The 24,860-nt window shown below is 72.3% G+C and carries 23 protein-coding genes; 4 read left to right on the top strand and 19 right to left on the bottom strand.

Going from position 1 to position 24,860, the window contains the following annotated elements:
- Nucleotides 1–3 precede the first annotated feature (3 nt).
- The 12 genes from BIU97_RS05875 to BIU97_RS05930 all read right to left on the bottom strand — a co-directional run bounded on the left by BIU97_RS05875 (nucleotide 4) and on the right by BIU97_RS05930 (nucleotide 10,240).
- Entirely contained in the window at nucleotides 4–915 is a 912-nt protein-coding gene (locus tag BIU97_RS05875) for a hypothetical protein (RefSeq protein ID WP_071297237.1), read from the bottom strand.
- Nucleotides 890–2,944, bottom strand: a complete 2,055-nt coding sequence (locus tag BIU97_RS05880; protein ID WP_071297238.1) for a flagellar biosynthesis protein FlhA — start codon at nucleotides 2,942–2,944, stop codon at nucleotides 890–892. The genes BIU97_RS05875 and BIU97_RS05880 overlap by 26 nt, the downstream gene beginning before the upstream one ends.
- Nucleotides 2,941–4,119, bottom strand: a complete 1,179-nt coding sequence (locus tag BIU97_RS05885; RefSeq protein ID WP_071297239.1) for an EscU/YscU/HrcU family type III secretion system export apparatus switch protein — start codon at nucleotides 4,117–4,119, stop codon at nucleotides 2,941–2,943. Before BIU97_RS05885 ends, BIU97_RS05880 begins: the two co-directional genes overlap by 4 nt.
- Before the next feature lie 6 nt (nucleotides 4,120–4,125).
- Nucleotides 4,126–4,884 carry a flagellar biosynthetic protein FliR gene (locus BIU97_RS05890; RefSeq protein WP_254782923.1) on the bottom strand — a complete coding sequence of 253 codons (759 nt, stop codon included), beginning with the start codon at nucleotides 4,882–4,884 and terminating at the stop codon, nucleotides 4,126–4,128.
- A gap of 3 nt (nucleotides 4,885–4,887) precedes the next feature.
- Nucleotides 4,888–5,160, bottom strand: a complete 273-nt coding sequence (gene fliQ, locus BIU97_RS05895; RefSeq protein ID WP_071255183.1) for a flagellar biosynthesis protein FliQ — start codon at nucleotides 5,158–5,160, stop codon at nucleotides 4,888–4,890.
- Between the two features lie 9 nt (nucleotides 5,161–5,169).
- Complete coding sequence (gene fliP, locus BIU97_RS05900; protein ID WP_071256309.1) at nucleotides 5,170–5,988, bottom strand: flagellar type III secretion system pore protein FliP; 819 nt, start codon at nucleotides 5,986–5,988, stop codon at nucleotides 5,170–5,172.
- Nucleotides 5,985–6,524: a FliO/MopB family protein gene (locus BIU97_RS05905; RefSeq protein ID WP_071297240.1), complete on the bottom strand. Its 540-nt coding sequence runs from the start codon at nucleotides 6,522–6,524 to the stop codon at nucleotides 5,985–5,987. The genes fliP and BIU97_RS05905 overlap by 4 nt, the downstream gene beginning before the upstream one ends.
- Before the next feature lie 10 nt (nucleotides 6,525–6,534).
- Nucleotides 6,535–7,239, bottom strand: coding sequence for a flagellar motor switch protein FliN (gene fliN / locus BIU97_RS05910; RefSeq protein ID WP_071255179.1), 705 nt, complete (start codon nucleotides 7,237–7,239; stop codon nucleotides 6,535–6,537).
- Nucleotides 7,236–8,117, bottom strand: coding sequence for a flagellar motor switch protein FliM (locus BIU97_RS05915; protein ID WP_083420831.1), 882 nt, complete (start codon nucleotides 8,115–8,117; stop codon nucleotides 7,236–7,238). The genes fliN and BIU97_RS05915 overlap by 4 nt, the downstream gene beginning before the upstream one ends.
- A 101-nt stretch (nucleotides 8,118–8,218) precedes the next feature.
- Nucleotides 8,219–9,148 carry an OmpA/MotB family protein gene (locus BIU97_RS05920; protein ID WP_071255173.1) on the bottom strand — a complete coding sequence of 310 codons (930 nt, stop codon included), beginning with the start codon at nucleotides 9,146–9,148 and terminating at the stop codon, nucleotides 8,219–8,221.
- Between the two features lie 2 nt (nucleotides 9,149–9,150).
- Nucleotides 9,151–9,975: a motility protein A gene (locus BIU97_RS05925; RefSeq protein WP_071255171.1), complete on the bottom strand. Its 825-nt coding sequence runs from the start codon at nucleotides 9,973–9,975 to the stop codon at nucleotides 9,151–9,153.
- Between the two features lies 1 nt (nucleotide 9,976).
- The gene (locus BIU97_RS05930; RefSeq protein WP_441294391.1) at nucleotides 9,977–10,240 is read right to left on the bottom strand and encodes a flagellar FlbD family protein; all 264 of its coding nucleotides are present in this window, start codon (nucleotides 10,238–10,240) and stop codon (nucleotides 9,977–9,979) included.
- 165 nt (nucleotides 10,241–10,405) lie between these two features.
- Between BIU97_RS05930 and BIU97_RS05935 the strand changes: the two genes are divergently transcribed.
- From BIU97_RS05935 to BIU97_RS05945, 3 genes are all read left to right on the top strand, one after another.
- The gene (locus BIU97_RS05935) at nucleotides 10,406–11,533 is read left to right on the top strand and encodes a hypothetical protein (RefSeq protein WP_071297243.1); all 1,128 of its coding nucleotides are present in this window, start codon (nucleotides 10,406–10,408) and stop codon (nucleotides 11,531–11,533) included.
- 91 nt (nucleotides 11,534–11,624) lie between these two features.
- Complete coding sequence (locus BIU97_RS05940; protein ID WP_175472108.1) at nucleotides 11,625–13,199, top strand: helix-turn-helix domain-containing protein; 1,575 nt, start codon at nucleotides 11,625–11,627, stop codon at nucleotides 13,197–13,199.
- 164 nt (nucleotides 13,200–13,363) lie between these two features.
- On the top strand, nucleotides 13,364–14,944 hold the full coding sequence (locus BIU97_RS05945) for a Na+/H+ antiporter (protein WP_071256302.1): 1,581 nt from the start codon (nucleotides 13,364–13,366) through the stop codon (nucleotides 14,942–14,944).
- 60 nt (nucleotides 14,945–15,004) lie between these two features.
- Here the strand turns inward: BIU97_RS05945 and BIU97_RS05950 are convergent, their stop codons facing one another.
- Complete coding sequence (locus BIU97_RS05950) at nucleotides 15,005–15,565, bottom strand: DoxX family protein (RefSeq protein ID WP_071256301.1); 561 nt, start codon at nucleotides 15,563–15,565, stop codon at nucleotides 15,005–15,007.
- Between the two features lie 131 nt (nucleotides 15,566–15,696).
- Here BIU97_RS05950 and mtnN point away from each other — a divergent pair, with 131 nt between their 5' ends.
- Complete coding sequence (gene mtnN / locus BIU97_RS05955; RefSeq protein ID WP_083404603.1) at nucleotides 15,697–16,410, top strand: 5'-methylthioadenosine/S-adenosylhomocysteine nucleosidase; 714 nt, start codon at nucleotides 15,697–15,699, stop codon at nucleotides 16,408–16,410.
- Between the two features lie 108 nt (nucleotides 16,411–16,518).
- Here mtnN and BIU97_RS05960 read toward each other — a convergent pair whose 3' ends face one another.
- From BIU97_RS05960 to BIU97_RS05985, 6 genes are read right to left on the bottom strand one after another with little or no spacing between them, the layout of a single operon-like run.
- Nucleotides 16,519–19,665 carry a glycoside hydrolase family 2 TIM barrel-domain containing protein gene (locus BIU97_RS05960; protein WP_071255164.1) on the bottom strand — a complete coding sequence of 1,049 codons (3,147 nt, stop codon included), beginning with the start codon at nucleotides 19,663–19,665 and terminating at the stop codon, nucleotides 16,519–16,521.
- Nucleotides 19,658–20,506, bottom strand: coding sequence for a ThuA domain-containing protein (locus tag BIU97_RS05965; protein WP_083404602.1), 849 nt, complete (start codon nucleotides 20,504–20,506; stop codon nucleotides 19,658–19,660). Before BIU97_RS05965 ends, BIU97_RS05960 begins: the two co-directional genes overlap by 8 nt.
- Nucleotides 20,503–21,639, bottom strand: coding sequence for a Gfo/Idh/MocA family protein (locus tag BIU97_RS05970; RefSeq protein WP_071255161.1), 1,137 nt, complete (start codon nucleotides 21,637–21,639; stop codon nucleotides 20,503–20,505). Before BIU97_RS05970 ends, BIU97_RS05965 begins: the two co-directional genes overlap by 4 nt.
- A complete protein-coding gene (locus BIU97_RS05975) occupies nucleotides 21,636–22,529 on the bottom strand; it encodes a carbohydrate ABC transporter permease (RefSeq protein ID WP_071255156.1) in 894 nt (297 codons plus the stop codon). Before BIU97_RS05975 ends, BIU97_RS05970 begins: the two co-directional genes overlap by 4 nt.
- Nucleotide 22,530: 1 nt before the next feature.
- Nucleotides 22,531–23,472, bottom strand: a complete 942-nt coding sequence (locus BIU97_RS05980; protein ID WP_217639479.1) for a carbohydrate ABC transporter permease — start codon at nucleotides 23,470–23,472, stop codon at nucleotides 22,531–22,533.
- The gene (locus BIU97_RS05985) at nucleotides 23,469–24,710 is read right to left on the bottom strand and encodes an ABC transporter substrate-binding protein (protein WP_217639478.1); all 1,242 of its coding nucleotides are present in this window, start codon (nucleotides 24,708–24,710) and stop codon (nucleotides 23,469–23,471) included. Before BIU97_RS05985 ends, BIU97_RS05980 begins: the two co-directional genes overlap by 4 nt.
- Nucleotides 24,711–24,860: the final 150 nt, after the last annotated feature.

The following is a 24,860-nucleotide window of genomic DNA, read 5'->3' on the forward strand; positions in this document are numbered from 1 at the left end:
CGCTCAGCCTAGCGACAGGACCGGGACCCCCAGCAGGTCGACGGACTCCGGCGTGGCGGTCTCCCCCGCCCCGATGGCGACGACGCCGGCGACGGGCAGCCGGTCGGCCACGGCGGACAGCATCGCCGCGGCGTCCTCGGGCTTCCGGCCGACGTCGACGACGACCCAGACCTGGTCGGCCTCGACGCCGTCGCCGGTCGCCCGGTCGTCCCAGGCGGCCACCGCCAGGACGGCGTGGCCGTCGCGGACGCCGTCGGCCCGCGCCAGGATCGCCGAGCGTCGGTCGGCGGCGTCGCTCGGCCGCAGGCCGTAGCGGAGCGCGAACAGCCCGGCGGCGGCGTCGACGTCGTTCGGCCGGCCGACGAGCAGCACCAGGTCGCCGTCCGCGGACCGCACGGCGGGGGCGGCGGGCCGGGCCACGCGCACGGCGCGGGCCGTGTCGGGGACGCTGGTCGGGCCTCCCGGCCGCGCATCGGTGGCGGCCTGGAGGCGCGGGTCGACGTCCAGGGGCGCATCCGGCTCCGGCAGCGCGCGCGTCGGGCGCGGGGCGCTCCCCGTGATGCCGTCCAGGGCGAAGCCGTCGAGCACCGACGCGAACGCGTCGGCGCGCGTCGTCGCGGTGCCGTCGGTGCCGGCGATGCGGGCCTCGGTCGCCTCGGCGTCGGCCAGGAGCGCCGCGATCCCGATCCGCTGCACCGGCGTGCTCGCGATGGTGACCTGCGCGGTCGGCGGGTCCGTCGGGTCGGGGACCTCGACGGTGGCCTCGACGTGTGCCTTGCGGAACAGCCCGCCGATGCCGGGCGTGGTGACGCGCTCGGCGGCGACGATGCGCGCCGACGGCCCGAACTCGGCCCGGACGGCGTCGCGCAGGGCCTCGAGCGTCGCGCCGCTACGCTGCGATCGGGTCGGCGGCACGGACGACTCCCACGGTCTCGATGGTGGAGCCCGCGGCGGTGGCCTCCTGGTAGGAGAGCACCGGCAGGCCGTTCGACTGCGCCGCGACCATGCGGTGCACGGCGGGGCGCAGCTGCGGGGCGCAGACGAGCACGGCGGACAGGCCCTGGTCCTCGACGCTGCGCACGGCGTCGCGCAGGGACCCGAGCACCTGCTCGATGCGGTGCGCGTCGATGACGATCTGGGTGCCCTGCTCCGACGGCCGCAGCCCCTCGAGCATCGCCTGCTCGAGCAGGGGGTCGATCATGATGACGCGCAGCGTGCCGGCGTCGGCGTGGCGTGCGGCCAGGGCCGGACCGAGGGCGGCCCGGGCGGCCTCGACGAGTCCCTCGGGGTCGGTGGACGCCTTCGCGCGGAGCGTCAGGGCCTCGCAGATGCGCCCGAGGTCGTTGATCGGCACCCGCTCGGCGAGCAGTCCCTGCAGCACGCGCTGCAGCTCGGCCATCGACAGCATGCCGGGGACGAGCTCCTCGACCGCGGCCGGGTTGACCTGCTTGACGCCCTCGGTCAGGACCTTGACGTCCTCGCGGGTCAGGAGCCGGGCGGCGTTGTCGCCGATGATGGCCTGCAGGTGGGTGACGAGCACCGAGACCCGGTCGATGACGGTCGCCCCGGTCATCTCCGCGGCGTGCCGCAGCTCGGCGGGGACCCACTTGCCGGTCAGGCCGAAGACGGGTTCGACCGTCGTGTCGCCGGGCAGCCCGTCCAGGTGGTCGCCGAGCGCCAGGACGCTCCGCGCCGGGGCGGTGCCGCGGCCGGCCTCCACCCCGGCGATGCGGATCGCGTAGGTCGACGGGGGCAGGTCGATGCTGTCGCGGGTGCGCACCGGCGGGACGACGACGCCCATGTCGACGGCGACCTTGCGGCGGAGCGCCCGGACCCGGCCGAGCAGGTCGTCCGACGCACCGCTGACCATGTCCACGAGGTCGGGGGCGAGCAGGATCTCGAGCGCGTGCACGCGCATCTGCTCGACGAGGTCCTCGGGGGTGTCGCCGGACGGGGCCGCTGCCTCGAGCGCCTGCTGCTGCGCGGCCTCGCGTTCGGCCTTCGCGACGTTCTGGCCGATGCGCCACCCGGTGAACAGCAGCGTCGCGCCGACGAGCAGGAACGGCAGGATCGGCATGCCGGGGATGAAGCCCATGGCGATCGCGGCGACACCGGCGATGAGCAGCGCGTTCCGCGACTGCGACAGCTGCGTCGCTGCGGACGCGCCCATCTCCGACTCCGCGCCGGAGCGCGTCACGATCATGCCCGTGGACACCGCCATGAGCAGCGCGGGGATCTGGGTGACGAGGCCGTCGCCGATCGTCAGGATGCCGTACTTCGACAGGGCGTCGGTGGCGGAGAGCCCGTTCTGCAGCATGCCGATCGCGATGCCGCCGACCAGGTTGATGACGATGATGAGGATGCCGGCGATGGCGTCGCCCTTGACGAACTTCGACGCCCCGTCCATCGCGCCGTAGAAGTCGGCCTCGGCGGACACCGCGGCGCGGCGCTCCTTCGCCTGCTCGTCCGTGATGAGGCCGGCGTTGAGGTCGGCGTCGATCGCCATCTGCTTGCCGGGCATCGCGTCGAGCGTGAACCGGGCGCCCACCTCGGCGACGCGCTCGGCGCCCTTCGTCACCACGACGAACTGGATGACGATGAGGATGAGGAAGATCACCGCGCCGATGATGATCGAGCCGGACACCGCGACGTGGCCGAACGCCTGGATGACGTCGCCGGCGAACCCCTCGCCGAGCACGAGCCGGGTCGACGCCACGTTCAGCCCGAGCCGGAACAGCGTCGCCACGAGCAGCAGCGACGGGAACACCGAGAAGTCGAGCGGCTTCTTCACGAACAGCGTCGTGAGCAGGATCACCAGCGCCAACAGGATGTTGATGATGATGAGGAAGTCGAGCAGGAACGACGGCACCGGCAGGATCAGCAGCAGGATGATGCCGACGATGAACACCGGGACGACGAGCTTCGGCAGGTCCTTGCGGTTCATGCGGGGAGTCCTTCGGGGCGGGGTGGTCGGAGCTTGCGGGGACGGAGGTCGCCGGTCAGGGTCGCGGGGTCGATGACCGTGGCGACCTCGGCGGCCGTGGTGGGAACGGGGGGCGCGTGCGTGCCGGCCGCCGCACCGCGCGCCTTGAGCGCCATCACGAAGGACAGCACCCGCGCCACCGGCGTGTAGAGGTCGGCGGGGATCTCGTGGCCGAGCTCGCACGCAGCGTGCAGGGCCCGGGTGAGCGGCACGTCGCGGACGATCGGCACGCGCTCGTCCTCGGCACGGGACCGGATGACGTCGGCGACGGGTCCGGCCCCCTTCGCGACGACGCGCGGCGCAGACTTGCCGGGTTCGTACCGCAGGGCGACGGCGTAGTGGGTCGGGTTCGTCATCACGACGTCCGCGGTGCCGATCGCCTCGATCATCCGGTTGCGGCTCATCGCGAGCTGCCGGGAGCGGCGCTGTCCCTTGACGAGCGGGTCGCCGTCGCTCGACTTGTGCTCGTCCTTGACCTCGCGCTTCGTCATCATGGTGCGCTTGCGGTTGCGCCGGACCACCACGAAGACGTCGATCGCCGCGAGCAGCAGTCCGGCGACGATGGCGGCCCGGAGCAGGGTGCCAGCGCCGTCGGCCGCGGCCTCGAGCACGGCGGACAGCGGGAGCGAGCCGCTCGTCATGAGCACGGGCATGAGGCCCTGCACGGCGAACCAGAGCACGAGGCCGACGACGGCGGTCTTGAGCAGGGCCTTCACCCCGTTCCAGAGCGCCTGCACGCCGAACACCCGCTTGAGGCCGGCGACGGGGTCGAAGTGCGACGGCTCCGGCATGAGCTTCCGGACGTGCACGCCGCCCTGCGCGACGGCGGCGGCCGTGACGGCGACGAGGACGACGGCGAGCGGCGGACCGAGCGTCGCCCCGATGCTCGCCATCGCGTCGTGGAAGACCTGGTCGACGGTGCCGATCGTCGGGTTGGCGATGACGGTGCGGACGGCCGCGAGCTGCGAGGTCCCCGCCGCCGCCGCGTTGCCGATCACCGACGGCACCATCATCGCCACGACGGCGATGCCGACCCACGCGCCGAGGTCCTGGGAGCGCCCGAGCTGGCCCTTCCGGTGGACCTCGCGCATGCGCTTGTCGGTGGCCTTCTCGGACTTCTCACCGCTGTCGGACATCGCTGGTCACCCCCGTCCCGTGATCGCCTGGACGGCGTCACCGGTCAGCGACGACACCACCGAGGGCAGGGCCATGAAGAGCGCACCGGCGAAGAGCACGGTGAGCCCGATCTTGATCGGGAACCCGAGCTGGAACGCGTTGAGCGCCGGGGCGACGCGGGTGAGCAGCCCGAGGCCGACGTCGGCCAGGAACAGCACGACGACGAGCGGACCGGCGATCTGCAGGCTCGCCAGGAACATCTGCGACACGGCGGTGACGAGCAGCGGGGCGAGTGCGTCCACCCCGAAGGAACCGGTGAGCGGCACGGCGTCGAACGAGCGCACGAGGCCGCCGACGATGAGCTGGTACCCGCCGGAGGTGAAGAGCAGGGCGAGCGCCGCCATCTGGAACAGCCGGGTGAACTGGGCGCCGTTGACCTGGGACTGCGGGTCGAACGCCTGCGCCAGCGTGAACCCGCCGAACAGGTCGATGAGGGCGCCGGCGGACTGCACCGCGGCGAACACCAGGAACACGAGGAACCCGAGCCCGAGCCCGACCAGCAGCTGCGTCAGCAACGCGAGCAGGAACGGTCCGGTCGCGAGCGACTCGTAGCCCACCGCGACGCGCGGTGCGACGCCGATGGCCAGGCCGAGCCCGAGGATCACCTTCACCGCGCCCGGGAACGCCCGGTACGAGAACGGCGGGGCGATCACGAGGAACGCCACCAACCGGACGCCGGCGAGCATGGTCGCCTCCAGTCGGTCGGCGTCGAACGCGAGCTCCACCGGCTACGCCCCGAGCAGCTTCGGGATCATGTCGAAGGCGACGTGGGTGAACGACACCATCTCCGAGATCATCCAGTTGCCGCAGACGACGAGGGCGATCGCGACGGCGACGGCCTTCGGCACGAACGAGAGCGTGACCTCCTGGATCTGCGTCACGGACTGGAAGAGCGAGATGGCGAAGCCGACCACGAGGGACGTCACGAGGACGGGCGCGGCGAGCTTGCCGGCCACCAGGAGGGCCTGGAGCACGAGGTCGATGACCGCCTGCTGGTTCACGCGCGCCCCCTAGACAACGTGGTAGCTCTCGATGAGCGACCGGATGATGAGGCCCCAGCCGTCGACGAGGACGAAGAGCAGGATCTTGAACGGCAGCGAGATCATCACCGGCGGGAGCATCATCATGCCCATCGACATGAGCGCCGCGGAGACGACGAGGTCGATGACCAGGAACGGGATGAAGATGACGAACCCGATGATGAACGCGCTGCGGAGCTCCGAGATGATGAACGCCGGGATGACGGTCGTCATCGGCACGTCGGCCGTCGACGCGGGGTTGTCCAGGCCGGCGGCGCGGGTGATGAGCGCCAGGTCCTCGTCGCGGGTCTGGTGCAGCATGAAGGTCCGGAGCGGCTTCGTGCCGATCTCGACGGCCTGGTCGAAGCTGAGGTGCCCGGCCAGGTAGGGCTGCAGCGCGTCGTCGTTGATGTGCCCGATCACGGGTGCCATCACGAACAGCGACAGGAACAGGGCGAGGCCGGCGATCACCTGGTTCGGCGGGATCGACTGCAGGCCGAGCGCGTTCCGGGTCATCGCGAGCACCACGAAGATCTTCGTGAACGACGTCATCATGAGCATGAGCGCCGGAGCGACGCTGAGCAGGGTGATGCCGATGAGCGTCACGACGGCGGACGACGGACCGCCGTCCGGACCGTTCACGCTGACGCTGAAGTCCCCGCCGGCGGGCGGCGTCGGGGTCGCCGGGGCGGTCGGCCCGACCGCGCCCGCGGCGTGCGCGCCCGTCGCGGTCACCATGAGGACGCCGGCGACGACGGTCACCCCGAGCAGGACGAGGGCCAGCACGCGCGCCGTGCGGACGGCGGTCACCCGGCCCGCCGGTTCCGCAGCGCGGCCGCCGCCTGCCGCCACGTTTCCGCGGACAGGATCGAGCCCTGCAGCTGCGCCGCCGTCGGGACGACGGTGCGCTGCTGGCGTCGGTTGCGGGGGCGCATCGGCAGCGGTTCCGCGGTCACCGCGGTGTCGGACGGGAGGCCCGGGGTGGCGTCCGCGTGCAGCGCGAGTTCCTGACGGAACGCGTCCGCCGACGGGGCGGGACGCACCGGCAGCGAGACGGGACCGGTCACGATGGTGAGCTCGGGGGCGGGCGCCTGCGCGCTCGTGAGCAGGGAGACGCCGTGCTCGGAGACCCCGAGGACGAGGCGCTCCCCCTCGACGTCGACCACGACGACGCTCGCCTTGCCGCCGATCCCCTGCCGCCCGACGACCTCGACGGACGCTGCGCGGCGCCCGGAGGTCCGCCCGCCGGTGAAGCGCTTGCGGCTGGCGCGGTGCAGCACCCACATGAGGGCGAGCACGACGCCGAGCGAGAGCGCGACGCGGAGGGTGATGAGCAGGGTGTCCACGGTCGGCGGCTCAGACGGATTCGGCGACGTCGAGGATGCGGGTGATGCGGACGGCGTAGTCCTGGTCGACGACGACGACCTCGCCGTGCGCGATGAGCCGCCCGTTCAGCAGCACGTCGGCCGGGGCACCGGCGCTGCGGTCGAGCTCGACGACGGCGCCCGGCTCCATGCCGAGCACGTCGCGCACCGACATCCGGGTGCGTCCGATCTCCACCGTGAGCGTCATCTCGACGTTGTTGATGCGGCCGAGGTTGCCGGTCGGCAGGGCCGCGGGGGCCACCGCCGCCGACACCGTGCCGTTCTCGCGCACGCGCAGCCCGAACCAGCCCCCGGGGACGCCGCCGGCGGTGAGCTCGAACACGACGGTGTCCGGGTCGGCGAGCAGCGACGCGGCCGACTCGCGGCTCGCCTCGCCGAGGACGCCGACGCCGAGCACGGACGCCGCGGCCTCGAGCGAGGGGCGCAGGACGTCGGTGACCGCCACGATGCCGTGCTCGGTCCCGCCCGCGGCGGTGATCGCCTCGAGGTCGGTGAGCACGAGGGCCAGGTCGGCCGACAGGCCGCCGACGAACGACGCGACCACGGCGTCCGCCGCCGCGTCGAGGACGGCGCTGGTCGCGCCTCCCGGCAGGAGCACCGCACCCAGGGGGGCGGCCGTCGGGAGCTGCGCCGCGAGCGACTCGGCCGCAGCGGTCTGGAGGGTGGTGACGGTCATGCGTGCTGCTCCGATGTGGTGGTGGTGACGACGATGCCGGCCAGGCGCGACCCGTTCGCGCCGACCGCGGCCGTGCCGACGGGCTCGCCGTCGACGGCGATGGTGAGGGGCCGGTGCTGCGGGTGCGGCAGGGGCAGGACGTCGCCGACGGCGAGTCGGAGCACCTGCTGCGGCAGGACCGTCGCCGACGCGAACCGCAGGCCGACCCCGACCGGCACACCGGCGAGCTGCGCGTCGAGCAGCGCCTGGGCGTCCGCCGGCGACGGCGTCGAGGCGGTCTCGCCGAGCTGCGGCAGCACCGCCTCGGCGGGCAGCGCGAGGGTGCCGGGCGCCACCCGGTCGCCGACGCGGATCGAGAACGACGCGACGATCATCAGGTCGGCCTTCTGCGCGGCCTGGGCGAACTGCGAGTTGAACTGGAAGCCACCCGTGGCGACCTCGTGCACGAGCAGCCCGCCGAACGAGTAGCGGAGGTCGTCGAGGGCGTCCTCGACGATCTTCCGCACGAGCGCCTGCTCGATCGGCGTGAAGGTGCGTTCCGGCGTGGGCAGCGGCTTCGAGGCGCCGAGCGCGTGCGACACCCAGGTGAGCGCAGCGTCGAGGGGCACCTGCAGCACGCCCTTCGCGCTGAGGTGGGCGATCGGCAGCAGCACCATGCCGGTGAGCGCCGGCAGCGAGGCGGCGTACTCGTCGTACGTCGTCATCTGCACCTGCTCGCAGGTGACCTGGCTCACCGCGCGCACCTTCGCGGTGAGCTGCGTGCCCCACTGCCGGGCGAACGTCTCGAAGGCGAGCTCGAGGACCCGGGCGTGCTCGCGGGCGAGCGTCGACGGGCGCGCGAAGTCGTACACCTCGGGCGCGGTCAGGGTCTCGGTCACGGGTGCGTCTATCGGTCGGCTGTGTGCCGGCCGTCAGTGCTGTACCCCGTAGTGGGGCGGTCGAGGGCTCCCCGGCGGTCGCTCCGCCCTGTGCGTCTGCGCTACCCGGCGGTCGCTCCGTCCTGCGCCTTCGCGAGTGCCGGCATGAGGGCGCTGACGTCCTGGTCGGCGTTCGACAGCACCACGATGTCGACGCGGCGGTTCAGGGCGAGGTCGGCCTCGGTACCGCCCTTCGCCAACGGCCGGCTCGACCCGAACCCGACGCTCTGCACGTGGTCGCCCGGCATGCCGCCCCGTTCGACCAGGTCGCGGAGCACCCCGGTCGCCCTCGCCGCGCTGAGCTCCCAGTTCGTGGCGTAGGGCGCCGTCGAGTTCCGCTGGTCGGCGTGGCCCTCGATGCTGACGTCGTGGTGGCTCGTCCGCAGCACCGGCGCGATCGCGTCCATGATCCCCTCGGCCTGCGCGGACAGGTCGGCGCTGTTCGTGCCGAAGTAGGTCTCGCTGCCGACCAGGCGCACCGTCAGCCCGCGGGCGTCGACCGTGAACTGCACGTTCGCGGTCTGTCCGGCCTTCGACAGGTTGCGCTGGATCGCACGCTCGAGCTTCGTCAGGTCGTCGAGCTCGCGCTTCGCCGCCGCGAGGTCCTGCTTCGACGCGGTCGTCGGCACCACCGTCGAGGCCGGGTCGACGTTCGTGTCCTTCGTGCCGGACGAGGCCGTGGAGTGGTCGGCCTGCGACTTGTCCGTCGAGTACCCGGAGCCGTCCTCGACCTGGTCCTTCGTCACGACGGTGCCGGACGCGGTGTCGACCTTCTGCGACTTCACCTCGCCGAAGCCGGTGGCGAGCGAGTTCTTCAGCTGGATGTACTTCTGCTGGTCCACCGTCGACATCGCGAACAGCACGAGGAACATGCACATCAGGACGGTGATCATGTCCATGTAGGACGCCATCCAGCGCTCGTCGGGGTGCTCGGCCTCGTCGTGCGACTTCTTCGCGCGACCACGGCCACGCCCGCGGGGGTTGGCGCTCATCGTCAGGCCGCCAGCTGCTGGTCGTCGGCGTCGACGCTCTTCGCGCCCTTGCCGCCCTTGCCCGCAGCCGCGTCGACCCGGGCCGCCGGCGGGACCATCGCCTTGAGCCGCTCGCCGAGCAGGCGCGGCTGGCTGCCCGCCTGCACCGCGAGCAGGCCCTCCATGAGCAGGGTCTGCCGGTCCGTCTCGAGCTGCGCGAGCTTCCGGAGCTTGCCGCCGAACGGCAGCCACAGGAAGTTCGCGGTGAGCAGGCCCCACAGCGTCGCGACGAACGCGCTCGCGATGAGCGGGCCGAGCTCGTCCGGCTTGCCGAGGTTCGCGAGCACGTGGGTCAGCGACACCACGGTGCCGATGATGCCGACGGTGGGCGCGAAGCCGCCGAGCCCCATGAAGAACGCGCTCGCGCTCCGCATCGGCGCGTTGTTCGACTCGATCTCGTCCTCGAGCAGGATCCGCAGCTCGTCACCGTCGGTGCCGTCGGCGATGTTCTGCAGCGCCTTCTTCATGAACGGGTCGTCGTGCTTGTCGGCCTCCTGCTCGAGGGCGAGCAGCCCGTTCGCCCGCGCCGTCTCGGCCAGGCCGACCACGTCGTCGATGACGGACTGCGGCGGGGTGACCTTGCCGGTGAACGCCTTCGGCACGGCCTTGAACGCGGCGAGGGCGTCCTTGAGCGTCGTGCTCGCGACCCCGCAGCCGATGGTGGCGACGAAGACGAGGAGCATCGGCGCGGGCAGGAAGAGCCCCGCCATCTCGACGTGCTCCATCTGCGCCATGCCGAACAGGGCGCCGAAGGCCAGGAGGATCCCGATGATGGTCGCGATGTCCACGTCAGCGACCCCCGTCCTGCACGCGCGGGTGCTGCGGGTGGATCGGTGCCACCGGGGCGAGGGTCGGCTGCGGGCCGGTCGCGTCGCGGAGTGCGCCGACGGAGGTGTCGGTGCCGTAGGCCATCCCGACGATCCGGGCGCGGTACGCGGCGATGAGGTCGATGACGTCGGCCATGGACTCGCGGACGATGTACTTCGCCCCGTCGACCATGATGAGCGTCGTGTCCGGCGTCTCCTGGATGCGCTCCACGAGATCGGGGTTCACAGCGAATCCGCTGCCGTTCAGTCGTGTGACGACGATCATGGCCCGTCCTGGTTCTCGATCGTCCCGCCGCCGTCCGTGGGGCGGGATGCCGCCCGTCCGTGGGCTGCACCGAGGACTATCGGCGGGGTCGGCGGCGGCGTTAGCGGTGGGCACTACCCTGGCCCGGTGCTCACCACCACTGACCTGACCGTCGGCCCTCGTGGCCGGCGGTTCTGCTCCGCACTGCTCGACCAGGTGCTCGACGCCGACGGGCCCGCGGCGGAGCGTCTCGGGCAGGTGCGGTTCTGGGCCGAGTACCACCTGGCGCGGGAGCGCGGTGACGGCGTCTCGTTGTTCGGCGCCGGAACCGACCCCCGACCCGTCCCGGAGCCGGCGCCGCCCGTCACCGAGGTCGCGGCGGCGCTCGACGCTGCGTTCGCGACGGTCACGCCGTCCGACGTCGGCGTGCGGCACGTCCTCCGCGCGCTTGCCGACACCACCGCCAGCGCGATGTCGTGGCAGGAACCGGACGCGGCCGACGTCGTGCTCGCAGACGCCGCTCTGGCACCCGTCGTCGCACGCCTGGCCACCGCCTGGGCGGGCCTGCCGGCGGTCCGGTCAGTGCTCGACGCGCCGCGCGGTGCCCCGCAGTGGAGCACGGTGTTCCACGGCGAGCACGGCCGCCACCCCGAGCACGGTGAGGGACCGGACGCCGCGGGCCGCGCGCTCGCCGCCTGGCGCACGGCACTCGAGGACGAGGTCGCAGCGGTGCGCCCGCGCGATCGACGGCGCCCGGCCGACGCAGCGGTGGGCGGTTCGTGGTGGTCCACCCCTCCTGACGGGCTCGTCACCACGACGGCCGCGCACGGCGCGAACGGCCCGGTCGGCCTGTGGGCGGTCGAGGACGACTTCGGCTGGGAACGCGCCGCGGTCGCGCCCGTGCACACGGCGCCCGGTGCGCGCGTCCTGGTGGTCGACGACGCGGACGACTGGGCCGCACTGTGCCGGCGGTGGTCGGTCGACGTCAGCGGCACGACCCGGCGGCACGACTGGTACCACACGACCGGGCGCGACGGCGACTGGGTGACCCCCGACTGGGCCGGGGTCGCCGAGGAACACGACGCCGTCCACCTGACGGTCCTCTGCTGGCTCCGCGCCGCCGGGACGGCGGTCCCGGTCGGCGCCGGAGCGGCCAGTGTCATCGCCGGGTGGACGCCCGGCGCCACGGTCTGGCTCAGCGATCCGCAACCGGCGCCCGGGGCGACCGAGGACTGGGTGTTCGACGACAACGATCTCGGCTGGCACCGCGCCTGACTTCTCATGGACGGTGTATTCCCGCGCTCCATGTGAACACCCTGGGTGCTGTACCCCTCGTTTTATCTCATGAGCGTGTTACCGTGACGACATGTCCGACACCACCTCCGTCGTCACGCCGATCGCCCCGGCAGCCACCACCGCCGCGCCGCTCCGCGAGGTCGGCGCCCTCATCCGGGGCGCCCGCAAGGGTCGCAGCATGACCCAGGCGCAGCTCGCCGAACGCGTCGGCACGAGCCAGAGCGCGATCAACCGCATCGAGCAGGGCGGCCAGAACCTGTCCCTCGAGATGCTCACCCGCATCAGCGACGCCCTCGACCAGCAGATCGTCTCGATCGGCGGCGCCCCGCAGCGCGCCCACCTGCGCGTGCAGGGCGGTCGCAAGCTGAGCGGCTCCATCGCCGTGAACTCGAGCAAGAACGCCGCCGTCGCGCTGCTCTGCGCCTCGCTGCTCAACCGCGGCGTCACCCGCCTGCACAAGGTGGCGCGCATCGTCGAGGTCGACCGGATCATCGACGTGCTCCGCAGCCTCGGCGCGAGCGTCACCTGGAGCGAGGACGGCGAGACGCTCGAGATCGTCGCGCCCGACGACCTGCGTCTCGACGCGATCGACGCCGACGCCGCCCGTCGCACCCGGAGCGTCCTCATGTTCCTCGGTCCGCTCAGCGGCCGCTTCGAGTCCTTCCGACTCCCCTACGCCGGCGGCTGCGACCTCGGCACCCGCACGGTCGAGCCGCACCTCATCGCGCTGCGCCCCTTCGGCGTCGACGTCGAGGCGACCTCCGGCTGGTACGAGGTCGGCGTCGCGAACCAGGCCGTCCCGACGAAGTCCGTCGTGCTCACCGAGCGTGGCGACACGGTCACCGAGAACGCGATCCTCGCCGCGGCCGCCCGCGACGGTGAGACCGTCATCCGCAACGCCAGCCCCAACTACATGGTGCAGGACCTCTGCTTCTTCCTCGAGCTGCTCGGGGTGCGCATCGAGGGCATCGGCACGACCACGCTCCGCATCACCGGCAAGAGCCGCATCGACGAGGTCGTGGACTACTGGCCGAGCGAGGACCCGGTCGAGGCCATGAGCCTGCTCACCGCCGGCATCGTCACCGGTTCGACCCTGACCGTCACGCGCGCACCGATCGAGTTCCTCGAGATCGAGCTCGCCACCCTCGCCGAGATGGGGCTGCGCTTCGACGTCAGCGAGGAGTACGCCGCCGCGAACGGCCGCACCCGCCTGGTCGACGTCACCGTGCACCCGTCCGAGCTGCACGCGCCGATCGACAAGATCCACGCGATGCCGTTCCCCGGCCTGAACATCGACAACCTGCCGTTCTTCGTCGTCATCGCGGCCTGCGCGTCGGGCACCACGCTCGTGCACGACTGGGTGTACGAGGGCCGGGCGATCCACCTGCTCGACCTGACCCGCCTCGGTGCGAGCGTGACCCTGCGCGACCCGCACCGGCTCGACGTCACGGGCCCGACGCACTTCTCCGGCGCCGAGATCAGCTGCCCGCCGGCGCTCCGGCCCGCCGTGGTCATCCTGCTGGCGATGCTCGCGGCCAAGGGCGAGAGCGTACTCCGCAACGTGGGCATCATCGCCCGTGGCTACGAGCAGCTGCAGGAGCGCCTCAACTCGCTCGGCGCGTCGATCGAGACGTTCCACGACTGACGCGAGCGCGGCACGCTCGCGCACGCGCGGTACGTTCGCGCTCGCGCACGTCCAGTGAGCAGAAGACGTCGGGTCGGCACCTTCGACCCGACGTCTTCTGCTCACTGTGTGCATCCCCCACGTGATCCGCGTTGACTGGAGTGTCGGTCGAACGAGGAGTGCGCGTGCTGGGTCCTGAACTGGTGGTCGTGCTCGGCCTCGCCATCGCGTTGACGGCCGGGCTCGCCGACCGCCTGCGGGTCGCCCCGCCCGTGCTGCTGCTCGTCTTCGGCGCCCTGCTCGCCTTCGTACCGGCGTTCGCGCACGTCGAGCTGCCCGCCGACGCCGTGCTGCTGCTCTTCCTGCCGGCGCTGCTGTACTGGGAGAGCCTCACCACGTCGCTGCGCGAGATCCGGAAGAACCTGCGCGGCATCGTGCTGATGGGCACCCTGCTCGTCGTCGTGACGGCGGGCGCGGTCGCCGTGCTGCTGCACCTGCTCGGCATGCCGTGGGGGCCGGCCTGGGTGCTCGGTGCCGCCGTCGCGCCGACCGACGCCACCGCGGTTGGTGTGCTCACGAAGATGCTGCCCCGGCGCAACGTGACGGTGCTCCGCGCGGAGAGCCTGGTCAACGACGGCACCACCCTCGTCGTCTACGGCATCGCGGTCGCGGTGACCGTCGGCACGCAGGAGCTGACCTTCTGGGGCGTGTCCGGCATGCTCGCGCTGTCCTACCTGGGCGGCGTCGCGGCCGGTCTCGCCGCGGCGTGGGTCGGCACCCTGGTGCTCCGACGGGTCGACACCGTCGTGCTCGAGAACCTCGTCACCCTGCTCGTGCCGTTCGCCGCGTTCCTGGCGGCCGAGGCGATCGGCGCCTCGGGCGTCCTGGCGGTGGTGGCGGCCGGGATCGTCGTGAGCCAGGTCGGTCCGAAGCTCGACCGTGCCGAGACCCGGCAGCAGGTCCGCGCGTTCTGGTCCTTCCTGACCTTCCTGCTCAACGGAGCGCTGTTCGTGCTGGTCGGCATCGAGGCGATGGTCGCCGCCCGCGCGCTCGAACCCCGCGACCTGCTGCGCGCCGGCGGGATCATCCTCGCCGTCGCCGCCGTCCTCGTGCTCGTGCGCTTCGCCTTCCTCAACGCCGCGGGCGGTGCCGTCTGGGTCGTCACCCGGCGCACCGGCGGCGCACCGCGCGAAGGGCACCGCGACCGGCTGGTGAGCGGCTTCGCCGGGTTCCGCGGCGCGGTGTCGCTCGCGATGGCCGTCGCCGTGCCGCGCACCCTCGAGTCCGGCAGCGGGTTCCCGGACCGCGACCTCATCGTCTTCGTGACCGCCGGGGTCGTCGTCGTGACCATCGTCGGGCAGGCGCTCGTGCTGCCCGCGGTGCTCCGGGCCGCCGCGCTGCCCGAGGACGAGTCCGTCGGCGAGGAGCGCCGGTACGCCGAACGGACGGCCATCGAGGAAGCGCTCGCCGCGCTCCCCCGCCTCGCCCGCTCCGCCGGTGCCGACCGCGCCACGGTCGAGCGGGTGCGGAAGGACTACGAGGCACACCTCGACGTCATCCAGGCCCGCGAGGAGGACGACGACGACCACCCCGCCGTGCAGCGGCACGACAGCGCCGTCGCCCTGGAACTCGCGCTCGTGCAGCACAAGGCGGCGACGCTGCTGCGCCTCCGCGACGCCGACGAGATCGACGACCTGGTCCTCCGGCAGGTGCGCGCCGGCTACGACGCGGAAGAAGCCCGGCTCGGCGGCATCACACCCCCGTGACCACAGGGGTGCGGCGCGCCGTCGCCGGATCGCCGAGCGCCGCCTGCGGCGGACTGCGCGCTACGCGTCTGGCTGGTCGCCGGTGGCGTCGCCGCTCGGCGCGGGGTCGGACGCGAGTGCCCGCCGCCGCTGCGTGACCTGCACCGCGATCGCCACCGGCACCGCGACGAGGGCGACGGCGCGCAGCCACGGCCGGTCGAGGACGTGCCGCGTCGCGTGGTCGAGCGACACCGGACCGGGGCCGCCCAGGGCGAACATCGCCGCCGTGAAGCCGAGGAACGCCGGGAACTCGAGGCCGCCGTCCGCGTTGAAGAACCCGTTCGGCGTGTGCACGCTCGACGCGACGCCCATGGTCGTGGCGGCCCCGGCGCCCGCGATCGGCGTGGCGAGCCCGAGGGCCAGCGCCGCTCCGGAACCCGCCTCGCCGATCCCCGCGAGCACGGCGTTGCGGCGGCCGGGCCGGAAGCCCATGGCGTGCATGCCCTGGGCGGTCCCCTCGATCCCGCCCCCGCCGAACGCGCCGAAGAGCTTCTGGGAGCCGTGCGAGACGAGTACCGCCCCCAGCGCGACGCGGAGCAGGGTGCGGGCGGTGACCGAAGCGGTGGTGACGTGCTGGCTCATGCGATCCTCCTGGTCGTCGGTGCGGCCCGCCCCGAGCGGGACGACCGCGGTGTCGCCGACCGTACGCCGCGGCACGCCGTCCGGGACGTGCCGGTGTCCGCGACGTCCGTGGCGCGTGCGAGGATCGATCAGTGCTCCCCCACCAACGCCCGATCGCGGTCGTCATCGCCGCCATGAGTGAAGAGGTCGCGGCCTTCGCCTCGCTCTTCGACGGCACGCCGGTCCTCGACGGCCCGGTCGGCGGCCACGACGACCACCACCTGCTCGAGATCGACGGCGCGACCGTCGCGGTGCGCCGCAGCGGCATCGGTTTCACGAACGCCACCGCCACCGTGGCGCACTGCTTCCACGACTACGGTCCCGGCGTGCCGGTGATCAGCGTGGGCACGGCCGGCGGGCTGATGCACGGCGTCGCGATCGGCGACGTGGTCGTAGGGGACCGCTACGTGAACCTCAACGCCGACGCGACGGCCTTCGGCTACGCGCTCGGCCAGGTCCCGGGCATGCCGACGGGCTACGCCCCGGACGACCGGCTGCTCGCGCTCGCACGCGACGCCGACACCGGGGACCGGGTGCTGGCCGCGACCATCGGCTCGAGCGAGGTCTTCGTCACCGAGGGCCGCGCCCGCCTGCTCCGCGACGCCTTCCCCACCGTCGCCGCGGTCGACATGGAGTCGGCGGCGATCGCGCAGTTCGCGCACGTGCACGACATGCCGTTCGTCTCGGTCCGGTGCATCAGCGACCTGTGCGCCCCCGACGGCGACGAGTTCCGCGAGCACCTGGACGACGCGGCTGCCCGGGCGGCCCGGGTCGTGCACGACATCGTCCTCGGCCTGACGGCCTGAGGAGCTGCGGCCTGACGCAGGGCGGGGCCGGGTGGGCCCGACGTCCAGTGAGCAGAAGACGTCGGGTCCCACGAGCACACCCGTCGTCTTCTGCTCACCGGGCGCCCCTCACCGCGCGGAGAACCGCAGGTGCAGCGTCCGCGCCTCGGACCGGAGCAGGGCGTCCGGCCACACGTCCGGCCCGCACGCCCGCGACCCGAGCCCGTTCTGGGCGGCGTCGACGAACAGGTACGTCCGCTCGGGCACCGGCAGCTCGTGCTGGTGTCCCGCGCGGTCGACCTGTTGCGGTGTGTGCCGGGCGAGCGTGAACCCGGGGAGACGGCCGCGGGTGTCCGGTCGCACGTCCACCCGCAGCAGGTCCCGGTCCCCCGCCGCCAGGTCGAGCTGCCGCAGGTCGCTGCGGTGCCCGCTCTCCTGCGGCACCGCGTAGGGGAACGTCAGCTGGTCGACCGGCGCCTCGTACCGGCCGACGAGCACGCCCCGCCGCGAGTCCGGGTACGACTCCCCCGGTCCCGTCCCGAACCACCGCGCACGGTCGACCTCGACCGGCAGGTCGAAACGCACGCCGATCCGCGGCCAGACCGCCCGCCACCGTGCCGACGGCACGATGGAGACGTCGAGCACCACCTGCTCGCCGTCGACCTGCCAGCGTTCCTCGAGCGTCACCGCCTCGCGGGTGTCCGCCGCCGCCCACCGGGTGGTGCGCTGCAGCGAGGTGTCGGTGCGTCGCAGGTCGATCACCCTGGAGCGCAGGCGGTCCAGCCCGGTCTCGCGCCACGCACTCGCGTGCGACGGCCCCGGCACGCCGAGGCCGCGTCCCGCCATCGGGTCGCTCTCGTCGTAGCTGCCCATGTGCGACCCGGCGTCGTTGTCGGTCGGCGCTCGCCACAGCTCGAGCCGGGGGCCGTCGACCGGGGCGTCGCACAGCGCGCTCAGGTACCCGGCCCGGAACGTGGCCGGTCCGAGCGCGAACGCCTCGAAGGGGTCGAGCCCGGTCTCAGCCAGCGTCCGGCTGCGGGTCGGCGTCGGCCGGGAGGCACTGTTCACCACGGCGTGCTGGCCCGCCGCGACGACGTGGCCGCGTCCAGCCCACGGCGTGGCGCCCGCAAGGGCCGCCGACACCGTCAGCCACGTCTCGCCGCCGAGCTCCGCGCCGGTCGGCACCGCGACCTCGAGTTCGACGACCGTCGCGTCGCCGGCCGCGAGCGGACCGCCGTCCGCACCGGTGACGGACAGCACACCGGACGAGCGCACGACCCCGTCGAGCTCCACCCGCCAGGGGAAGACGAGGTCCGACGCGTCGGCCGAGTGCCGCGTGTTCGACACGGTGACCGCCACGACCCGTGTGCCGGTGCCGGTGCTGCTGCGCCGGACCACCGCGAAGCCGAAGCGGATCGGCGCGGCCACCGCTGCGAACTCGACGAGACCGGGCGTCGGCGTGCCGTCGGACAGCACCATGCCGTCCATGCAGAACTTCCCGTCGTTCACCGCGGACGGGTCGAAGTCTCCACCGTGTGCGAAGAACTCCGTCCCCTCGGGCGTCCGGGAACGGATGCCGTGGTCGCGCCACTCCCAGACGAAGCCGCCGTGCAGTCGTGGGAACCGGTCGACCAGGTCCTCGTAGCGGTCGATGCCGCCGGGACCGTTGCCCATCGCGTGCACGTACTCGCAGAGCAGGAACGGCTTCGTCCGCTGCCGCACCGACTCCGCGACGGACGCGCCCTCGAGCGCCGCGGTCGAGTCGTCGCCGATGCTGGTGACCTCGGCGATCGACGCGTACATCCGTGAGTAGACGTCTGCGTAGGCGCCGGCGCGGTCACCCTCGTAGTGCACCGGCCGCTCGGGGTCACGCGCGTGCACCCAGTCGGCCATCGCGGCGAGGTTCGCGCCCGTCCCCGACTCGTTGCCGAGCGACCACATGACGACCGACGGGTGGTTCTTGTCGCGCTCGACGGTGCGCTCGATCCGATCGAGGTACGTCCGGTGCCACGCGGGATCGTCGCTCGGGTTGCCGAGCCACTCGTCGACCCCGGGGGCCAGGCCGCTGCCGCCGTGGTGGAACGCGTGCGTCTCGACGTCGCACTCGAGCACCACCCAGAAGCCGAGCTCGTCGGCGAGGTCGAGCACCCGCGGGTGCGGCGGGTAGTGCGCCGTGCGGATGGCGTTCACGTTGTGCTGCTTCATCAGCGCGAGGTCGCGACGGACGAAGGCCTCGTCGAAGCCCCGGCCGAGGTCGGGGTGCGTGTCGTGACGGTTCATGCCGTGCAGGACCACGCGCCGTCCGTTGACCAGGAAGCGGTCGCCGACGATCGACACCGTCCGGAAGCCGATCCGCTGGTCGATCGTCTCGGCGCCACCGGCACTCGTCACCCGGACGTCGTGCAGCAGCGGCTGCTCGGCGGTCCACGGCGCGACCGTTCCCACCTCGACCGGGGCCACGTCGCCGGGACCGGTCCACACCACGTCGACGTCGAGTCCGGGTGCCGAGAGCCGCACGGGGAAGGCTCCGTCCCCCGCCCGGACCTCCGGGACGATGCGCCCGGTACCGCTCTCGTGGTCGTACTCGGCGCGGAGCCACACGTCCTCGATGCCACCGACCGGACGGGCCTGCAGGGTCACGTCACGGAAGATGCCCGGCAGCCACCACTGGTCCTGGTCCTCGACGTAGGTCGAGGCGGACCACTGGTGCACACGGACGGCGATCGTGTTCGTGCCGGCGCGGACAGCGTCGGTGACGTCGAACTCCTGCGCCAGTCGTGAGCCGGTGCCGACGCCGATCTCGACGCCGTTCACCCAGACCCGGTACCGGGACTCCACGCCGTCGAACCGCAGCACGACCGCCTCGGTGACGGCGCGGTCGACCCACGGCGTGGGGAGGTCGAAGGTCCGTCGGTGGTCACCGGTCGGGTTCTCGTCCGGGGAGAACGGCGGGTCCTGCGGGAACGGCAGTTGCACGTTCGTGTACTGCGGCGAGCCGTACTTCCCGTCGCCCTGCAGCACCCAGTGTCCGGGCACGGTCAGCGAGTCCCAGCCCGTGTCGTCGAACGCGGGTTCCGCGAAGGCGTCGACCGCCTCTCCGGGTGGCAGGACGTCGGGCGCGCCGAGGGTCCCCGGCGCACCCCGGAGCAACCGGAACCGCCACGCGCCCCCGAGCGACTCGGTCGGTGCGTCGGAGTGCAGCCACGACCGTGCCGGACGGCGGCGACCGCTGCCCGGCCCGACGTCGTCGAGGTACCGGGCGTCGTGCTCACCCATCGGAGCGTCCTCCGGGGGCCGCGACGGGTGCCGCCACGGCGATCCGCTCCCGTGTGTGGTAGTCGATCAGCTCGCCGTCGGCGTCCGTCAGCACCGGCTGGTCGAACCGGCCGGGCAGGTACATCGGGGTGACCAGGTACGACTCCCTCGGCTGCTCCGGCCGCGCCCACCGGATCCCGTTCGCGATGACGCGCTGCACGTCCGGGTGGTGGTACACCGGGTACACCTCGTCCCCCGGGCTGAAGTAGAACACCCGTCCGTAGCCACGCCGGTACGTGATGCCGCTGCGGAAGACCTCGCCACCCGAGAAGCTGCTGACGAAGACGAGCTCGTCGGGCTCGGGCACGTCGAAGAACTCGCCGTACATCTCCTGCCCGGGGATCACGATCGGCTGCTGCACACCGGCGGCGATCGGGTGCCGCGGCGAGACGGTCCACACGAGCTCCCGGTCCTGGTCGTTGCGCCACCGCAGGCTGCAGGTCGTCCCCATCAGCCGTCGGAAGATCTTCGAGTGGTGCCCGGAGTGCAGCACGATGATCCCCATCCCCTCGAGCACGTGCCGCTGGATCCGGTCGACGACCTCGTCGGCGACCTCGTCGTGCGCGGTGTGGCCCCACCACAGCAACACGTCGGTCTCGGCGAGCAGGTCCTCGGTCATGCCGTGCTCCGGGTCGTCGAGGACCCGGGTCGTCACCGTGGCGTCGCCGTCGAGCAGGGTCCGCACGGCGTCCGCGATGGTCGTGTGCATGCCGTCGGGGTAGATCTCGCGGACGACCGGGTTGACCTGTTCATGCCGGTTCTCTCCCCAGACGACGACCCGGATCGGTGCTGTCTCGGTCATCGTGCGCCTCCTGCGCTCATGGCGGGGGCGGATCCCCACGCCGGTGTCTCGATCCCGTCGGCCGCGCTCGTCCACGAGCGCAACCGTGCGGCGACGTCCTGGTGCGGCTCGTGCGCGACGGCGTGCGCGAGGGCGTCCTCGAGCAGGTCGGTGACCGCCACACGGCGTCCGCCGTCGGCGCTGCTCCGGAGCGCGCCCTCGACCATGGCCAGGCTCCGGACGTTGTGCCGGACCTCGTTCTGCGGGGTGGTCCCCGTGCGCACGGCGCGGACGAAGTCCTCGAGGGACCCCTCGATGCCCTCCCGCTGGTCGACGACGTCGAAGCCCGCCCCGGGGACGTCGAGCGTCACCCGTTCGTCGCCGTCCCACCCGGCGGCGCCGTGTTCGCCGTGCACGTGCCAGTCGGCGTTCCACGAGGTCTGCAGTCCGGGGGTCGCGCGGCTGCCGGTGTAGACGAACCGGGCGCCGGAGGCGAGCTCGAACTCGGCCGACGCGGAGGCGTGGCCCGCGAACCAGCTCCACGGCGGGTTCCACGAGCTGCAGCGAACCGCGACCGGCTCGTCGTCGACCAGGAACCGGAGCATGTCGAAGTGGTGCACCGACATGTCGACGAGCAGTGGGTGCGCCATCTGCTCCCGGAACCCGGGCTCGTGGTCGGCGTGGAAGAAGCGCGCGCCCACCGCCCCGAGCGGCCCGACGGCGGCGACCGCGGCACGGAACGCCGTGAGGTGCCGGAAGTAGCGCCGCGACTGGCTGACGACCAGCAGGTTGCCGGTGAGGTCGGCGAGGGCGACCTGCGCGAGCGCCTCGGCCACGGTGGGCGCGAGGGGCTTCTCGCACAGCACCGGGTACCCCGCCCGCAGCGCCTCCTCGTTGACGACGCGGTGTGCCTGCGGGACCGTGACGTTGACGACCGCACGGGCGCCGCTGGCCCCGGCGACGTCGGACACCGACGTGCCGACGACCGCGTCCGGCAGCCCAGCCGACGCCGTTGCCCGTCGGGCGGCGTCGAGGTCGAGGTCGACGACGCCGACCGGTTCGGCGACCGGCGAGGCGGCGAGCATCCGGATCCAGTCGCCGCCCATCGCGCCGGCACCGACGACGACGACCGGCAGGCGGTCCTGGCCGCTCATCCCTTCACCGCCCCGCCGAGGCTCGACCGGAGCAGGTTCTTCCGCACGAACACGTAGAGCACGGCCGGCGGCAGGACGTAGACGATCGACGTCGCCGCGAGCAGCCCCCAGTCGACCTGGTGGTTCTCGCTGAACGCCCGGAACAGGCCGATGGACAGCGGGTAGAGCTCCTGGCTCTGCAACATCACGAGCGGGGTGAGGAAGTCGCCCCACACGCCCATGAAGGTCAGCATCGCCGCCGCACCGAGACCGGGGCCGGCCAGGGGCAGCACGATCCGCCAGATCGCCTGGAACCGGCTGGTGCCGTCCACCCAGGCGGCCTCTTCGAGCTCGATCGGCACGGCCGAGATCGTGCCCTTCAGCAGCCAGAGCGTCACCGGGAGCTGCAGCACCGCCTCGACCAGGATGAGCCCCCAGAGCGTGTTCGTCAGCTTGAGGTTCACCAGGATCAGGTACAGGGCGACGATCGTCGCCGGCGCCGGCACCACGCGGATGAGCAGGATGCCGAACATGAACAGCCGGCGCCCGGGGAACTCGAACCGTGCGAGCGCGTACCCGCCGGCAAGCCCGAGGACCAGGTTCAGGGCGGTCGCCCCGACGCCGATCACCAGACTGTTCCAGAGCAGCAGGGGCGTGCCCGAGTCGGCGAAGAACGCGGCGAAGTTGGTCAGCGACAGCGTCGGGAGCTGCACGTTCGGCCCGGCAGCGCTGTCGAACGCGCTGAGCAGGACCCACAGGAACGGGACCAGGCAGAACAGTGCGAGCATCGTGACGAGCACGTACGCGAGCGTGCGCTGCACCACGGTGAGCGCCCGGAACGGTCGGCGACGCGGTGCCGGGCCGGGTTCGGTGACGCCGAGCGGCGTCGGACGGTCGGTGATCGCGGTCATGTCAGACCTCCACCTTCGCGAGTCGGACGTAGACGAGACCGAGCACCAGGACGATCACGAGCAGGATCATCGAGGCGGCGCTGCCGATGCCGATCTGGGAGAACTGCAGCGCGCGCTCGTAGATGTAGATCGCCGCGAGCCGGGTCTGGCCGCCCGGGCCGCCCTGCGTCAGGAAGTACACCAGGCCGAACGTGCCCACGGTGCTGATCGTGGTGAGCAGCAGGTACAGGAAGACCGGTCCGCGGATGAGCGGCAGGGTCACGTGCCGGAAGACCTGCACGGCCCGGGCGCCGTCGATCCGCGCGGCCTCGATGAGCTCCACCGGGACGTCCTCCAGTGCGGCCTGGAACATGATCATCGCGAAGGCGATGCCACGCCAGATGTTCACGGTGATGATGGCCGCCATCGGGACGACCTGCAGCCAGTCCGTCTCGCCCATCCCGAACAGCTGCGTCAGGCGGTTGAGCGTGCCCTCGGAGTTGTTCGACAGGACGCTCGCCCAGGTCAGGGCGGCGACCACCTCGGGGACGACCATCGGCATGAGCACGGCGGCACCGAAGAAGCCCTTGCCGCGCATCCACGGGCGACTGAGCAGGAGTGCCGCCGCCATGCCGAGCACCGTCTGCCCGATGATCGCGGAGTAGAGCACGAACTCGCCGGTGTGCCCGAGCGAGCGCAGGAACTCGGAGTTCGTCAGCAGGTAGACGTAGTTGTCGAAGCCGACGAACTTCGGGTCGCGTGCGGCGAACCCGGTGAGCTGCGTGTTCGTGAAGCTCAGGTACATCCCGTAGAAGGCGGGCGCGACGATGAACAGCACGATGAGCGCCGCGGCCGGCCCGAGCAGCAGGAGCACGAGCGGACCGGTGCGTCGGCGTCGTCGCCGCGGGGGCGGCGGCGACGGCTGCACCGTCGTCGCCGCCACCGTCGTGGTGGACGTCGTCACTTGACCAGGTCCGGTCCGAGCAGGTCGGCCGCGTTCTTCTTGAACGCCGCGTACGCCTGCGCGCCGTCGGCCTTGCCGGTGATGATGAGCTCCGTCGCCGAGGCCACGGCCTGGGCGACCTGTTCGGAACCGTCACCCGTCGGGACGTAGACGCTCGTCTTCAGGTCCTCTCCGGCCTGCAGGAGCTTCGGCTCCTTCGAGTACGGCGCCACGTCCGCGAGGTCGTCGCGGGGTGCTGCGGCACCGGAGGCCACGAGCTGGTCGGCCAGGGGCTTGCCCTGCGACAGGTACTGGGCGAAGAGCATCGCCGCGTCCTTGTGCTCGGACTTCGCGGGGATCGCGTAGCCGGAGCCGAGGCCGCTCCACCCGAAGGGCTCGTCGCCGTCGCGGAGGGCCGGGTACTGCCAGGTGTCGACCTTCTCGTCGAGGCCCTCGATCGGAGCGGCACCGTCGGGGCCCCAGTCGAACTTCCAGCCGTTCGTGCCCTGGGCCGCGACCTGGATCTTCCCCTCCGGGAACTTGACGTACTTGGTCGGCTCCCACGGGTTCGGGTTCTCGAGGTCCTGGACCGGCAGCAGGCCCTTGCTGTAGAGCTCGCTGTACAGGTCGAACACGGCCGGGAAGCCGGCGCTGTCGAGGTTCCACTTGCCGGTCTTCAGGCTGTAGTAGTCCTTCGTCGTCCCGCCGAGGATCGGCTGGAAGCCCTCGGTCCAGGTGCTGCCGCCCCAGGCCGTACCGGCCGGCACGACGATCGGGGTGTCCCCGGTCTCGTCCTTGATCTGCACGAGCCGGGCGATGAGGTCGTCCCAGGTGGCCGGCTGCGAGGTCTCGATGCCCATCTTCGTGAGCAGGTCCTTGCGGTAGAACAGGTTCTGCACCCCGGTGTCGTGCACGAGGGCGTAGATGTGGCCGTCCTGGCGGACCATCGCCTTCTTGAACTGCGGGTAGTAGTGGTCCCACCCGTCCCACGAGTCGAGGTAGTCGTCGAGCGGCGCCAGGTAACCGGCGCCGGCGAAGCCCGGCACCAGGCTGTCGCCGAGGTCGATGAGGTCCGGGGCCTCACCGGCGATGAGCTGCTGCGTCATCTTCGTCTTGAACTGGTCGTCCGTCAGGACGTCCCCGACGAGCTTGACCGTGATGTCCTTGCCCTGCTTCTTCATCGCGGCCTCGAACCCCGGGATCTGCTCCTTGACGACGTCGATGCGGGTCTGCTGGAACTCGGTGACGGTGATGGTCACGTCGTCCGTGGAGCCGCCGGCACTGCTGCTCGAGGAGCAGGCGGTCAGTCCTCCGCCCGCGAGCAGGAGGGTGATCAGTGCGGCTGTACGGCGGTGTCGCTTCATTGCGCTGCCTCTCCGCTCGCCCCCGTCGGCCACTTTGCCTATCGA

The sequence above is a fragment of the Curtobacterium sp. MCBA15_009 genome, from assembly GCF_001864895.1.
Taxonomy (GTDB): domain Bacteria; phylum Actinomycetota; class Actinomycetes; order Actinomycetales; family Microbacteriaceae; genus Curtobacterium.

Bases quoted from the DNA above. Each gene is read 5' to 3' on its own strand.
- BIU97_RS05880 (WP_071297238.1), bottom strand. From the start codon at position 2,944: ATGAACCGCAAGGACCTGCCGAAGCTCGTCGTCCCGGTGTTCATCGTC.
- fliN (WP_071255179.1), bottom strand. From the start codon at position 7,239: ATGACCGTCACCACCCTCCAGACCGCTGCGGCCGAGTCGCTCGCGGCG.
- BIU97_RS05920 (WP_071255173.1), bottom strand. From the start codon at position 9,148: ATGAGCGCCAACCCCCGCGGGCGTGGCCGTGGTCGCGCGAAGAAGTCG.
- BIU97_RS05975 (WP_071255156.1), bottom strand. From the start codon at position 22,529: ATGACCGCGATCACCGACCGTCCGACGCCGCTCGGCGTCACCGAACCC.
- BIU97_RS05950 (WP_071256301.1), bottom strand. From the start codon at position 15,565: ATGAGCCAGCACGTCACCACCGCTTCGGTCACCGCCCGCACCCTGCTC.
- BIU97_RS05965 (WP_083404602.1), bottom strand. From the start codon at position 20,506: ATGACCGAGACAGCACCGATCCGGGTCGTCGTCTGGGGAGAGAACCGG.
- BIU97_RS05970 (WP_071255161.1), bottom strand. From the start codon at position 21,639: ATGAGCGGCCAGGACCGCCTGCCGGTCGTCGTCGTCGGTGCCGGCGCG.
- BIU97_RS05885 (WP_071297239.1), bottom strand. From the start codon at position 4,119: ATGTCCGACAGCGGTGAGAAGTCCGAGAAGGCCACCGACAAGCGCATG.
- BIU97_RS05940 (WP_175472108.1), top strand. From the start codon at position 11,625: ATGTCCGACACCACCTCCGTCGTCACGCCGATCGCCCCGGCAGCCACC.
- BIU97_RS05960 (WP_071255164.1), bottom strand. From the start codon at position 19,665: ATGGGTGAGCACGACGCCCGGTACCTCGACGACGTCGGGCCGGGCAGC.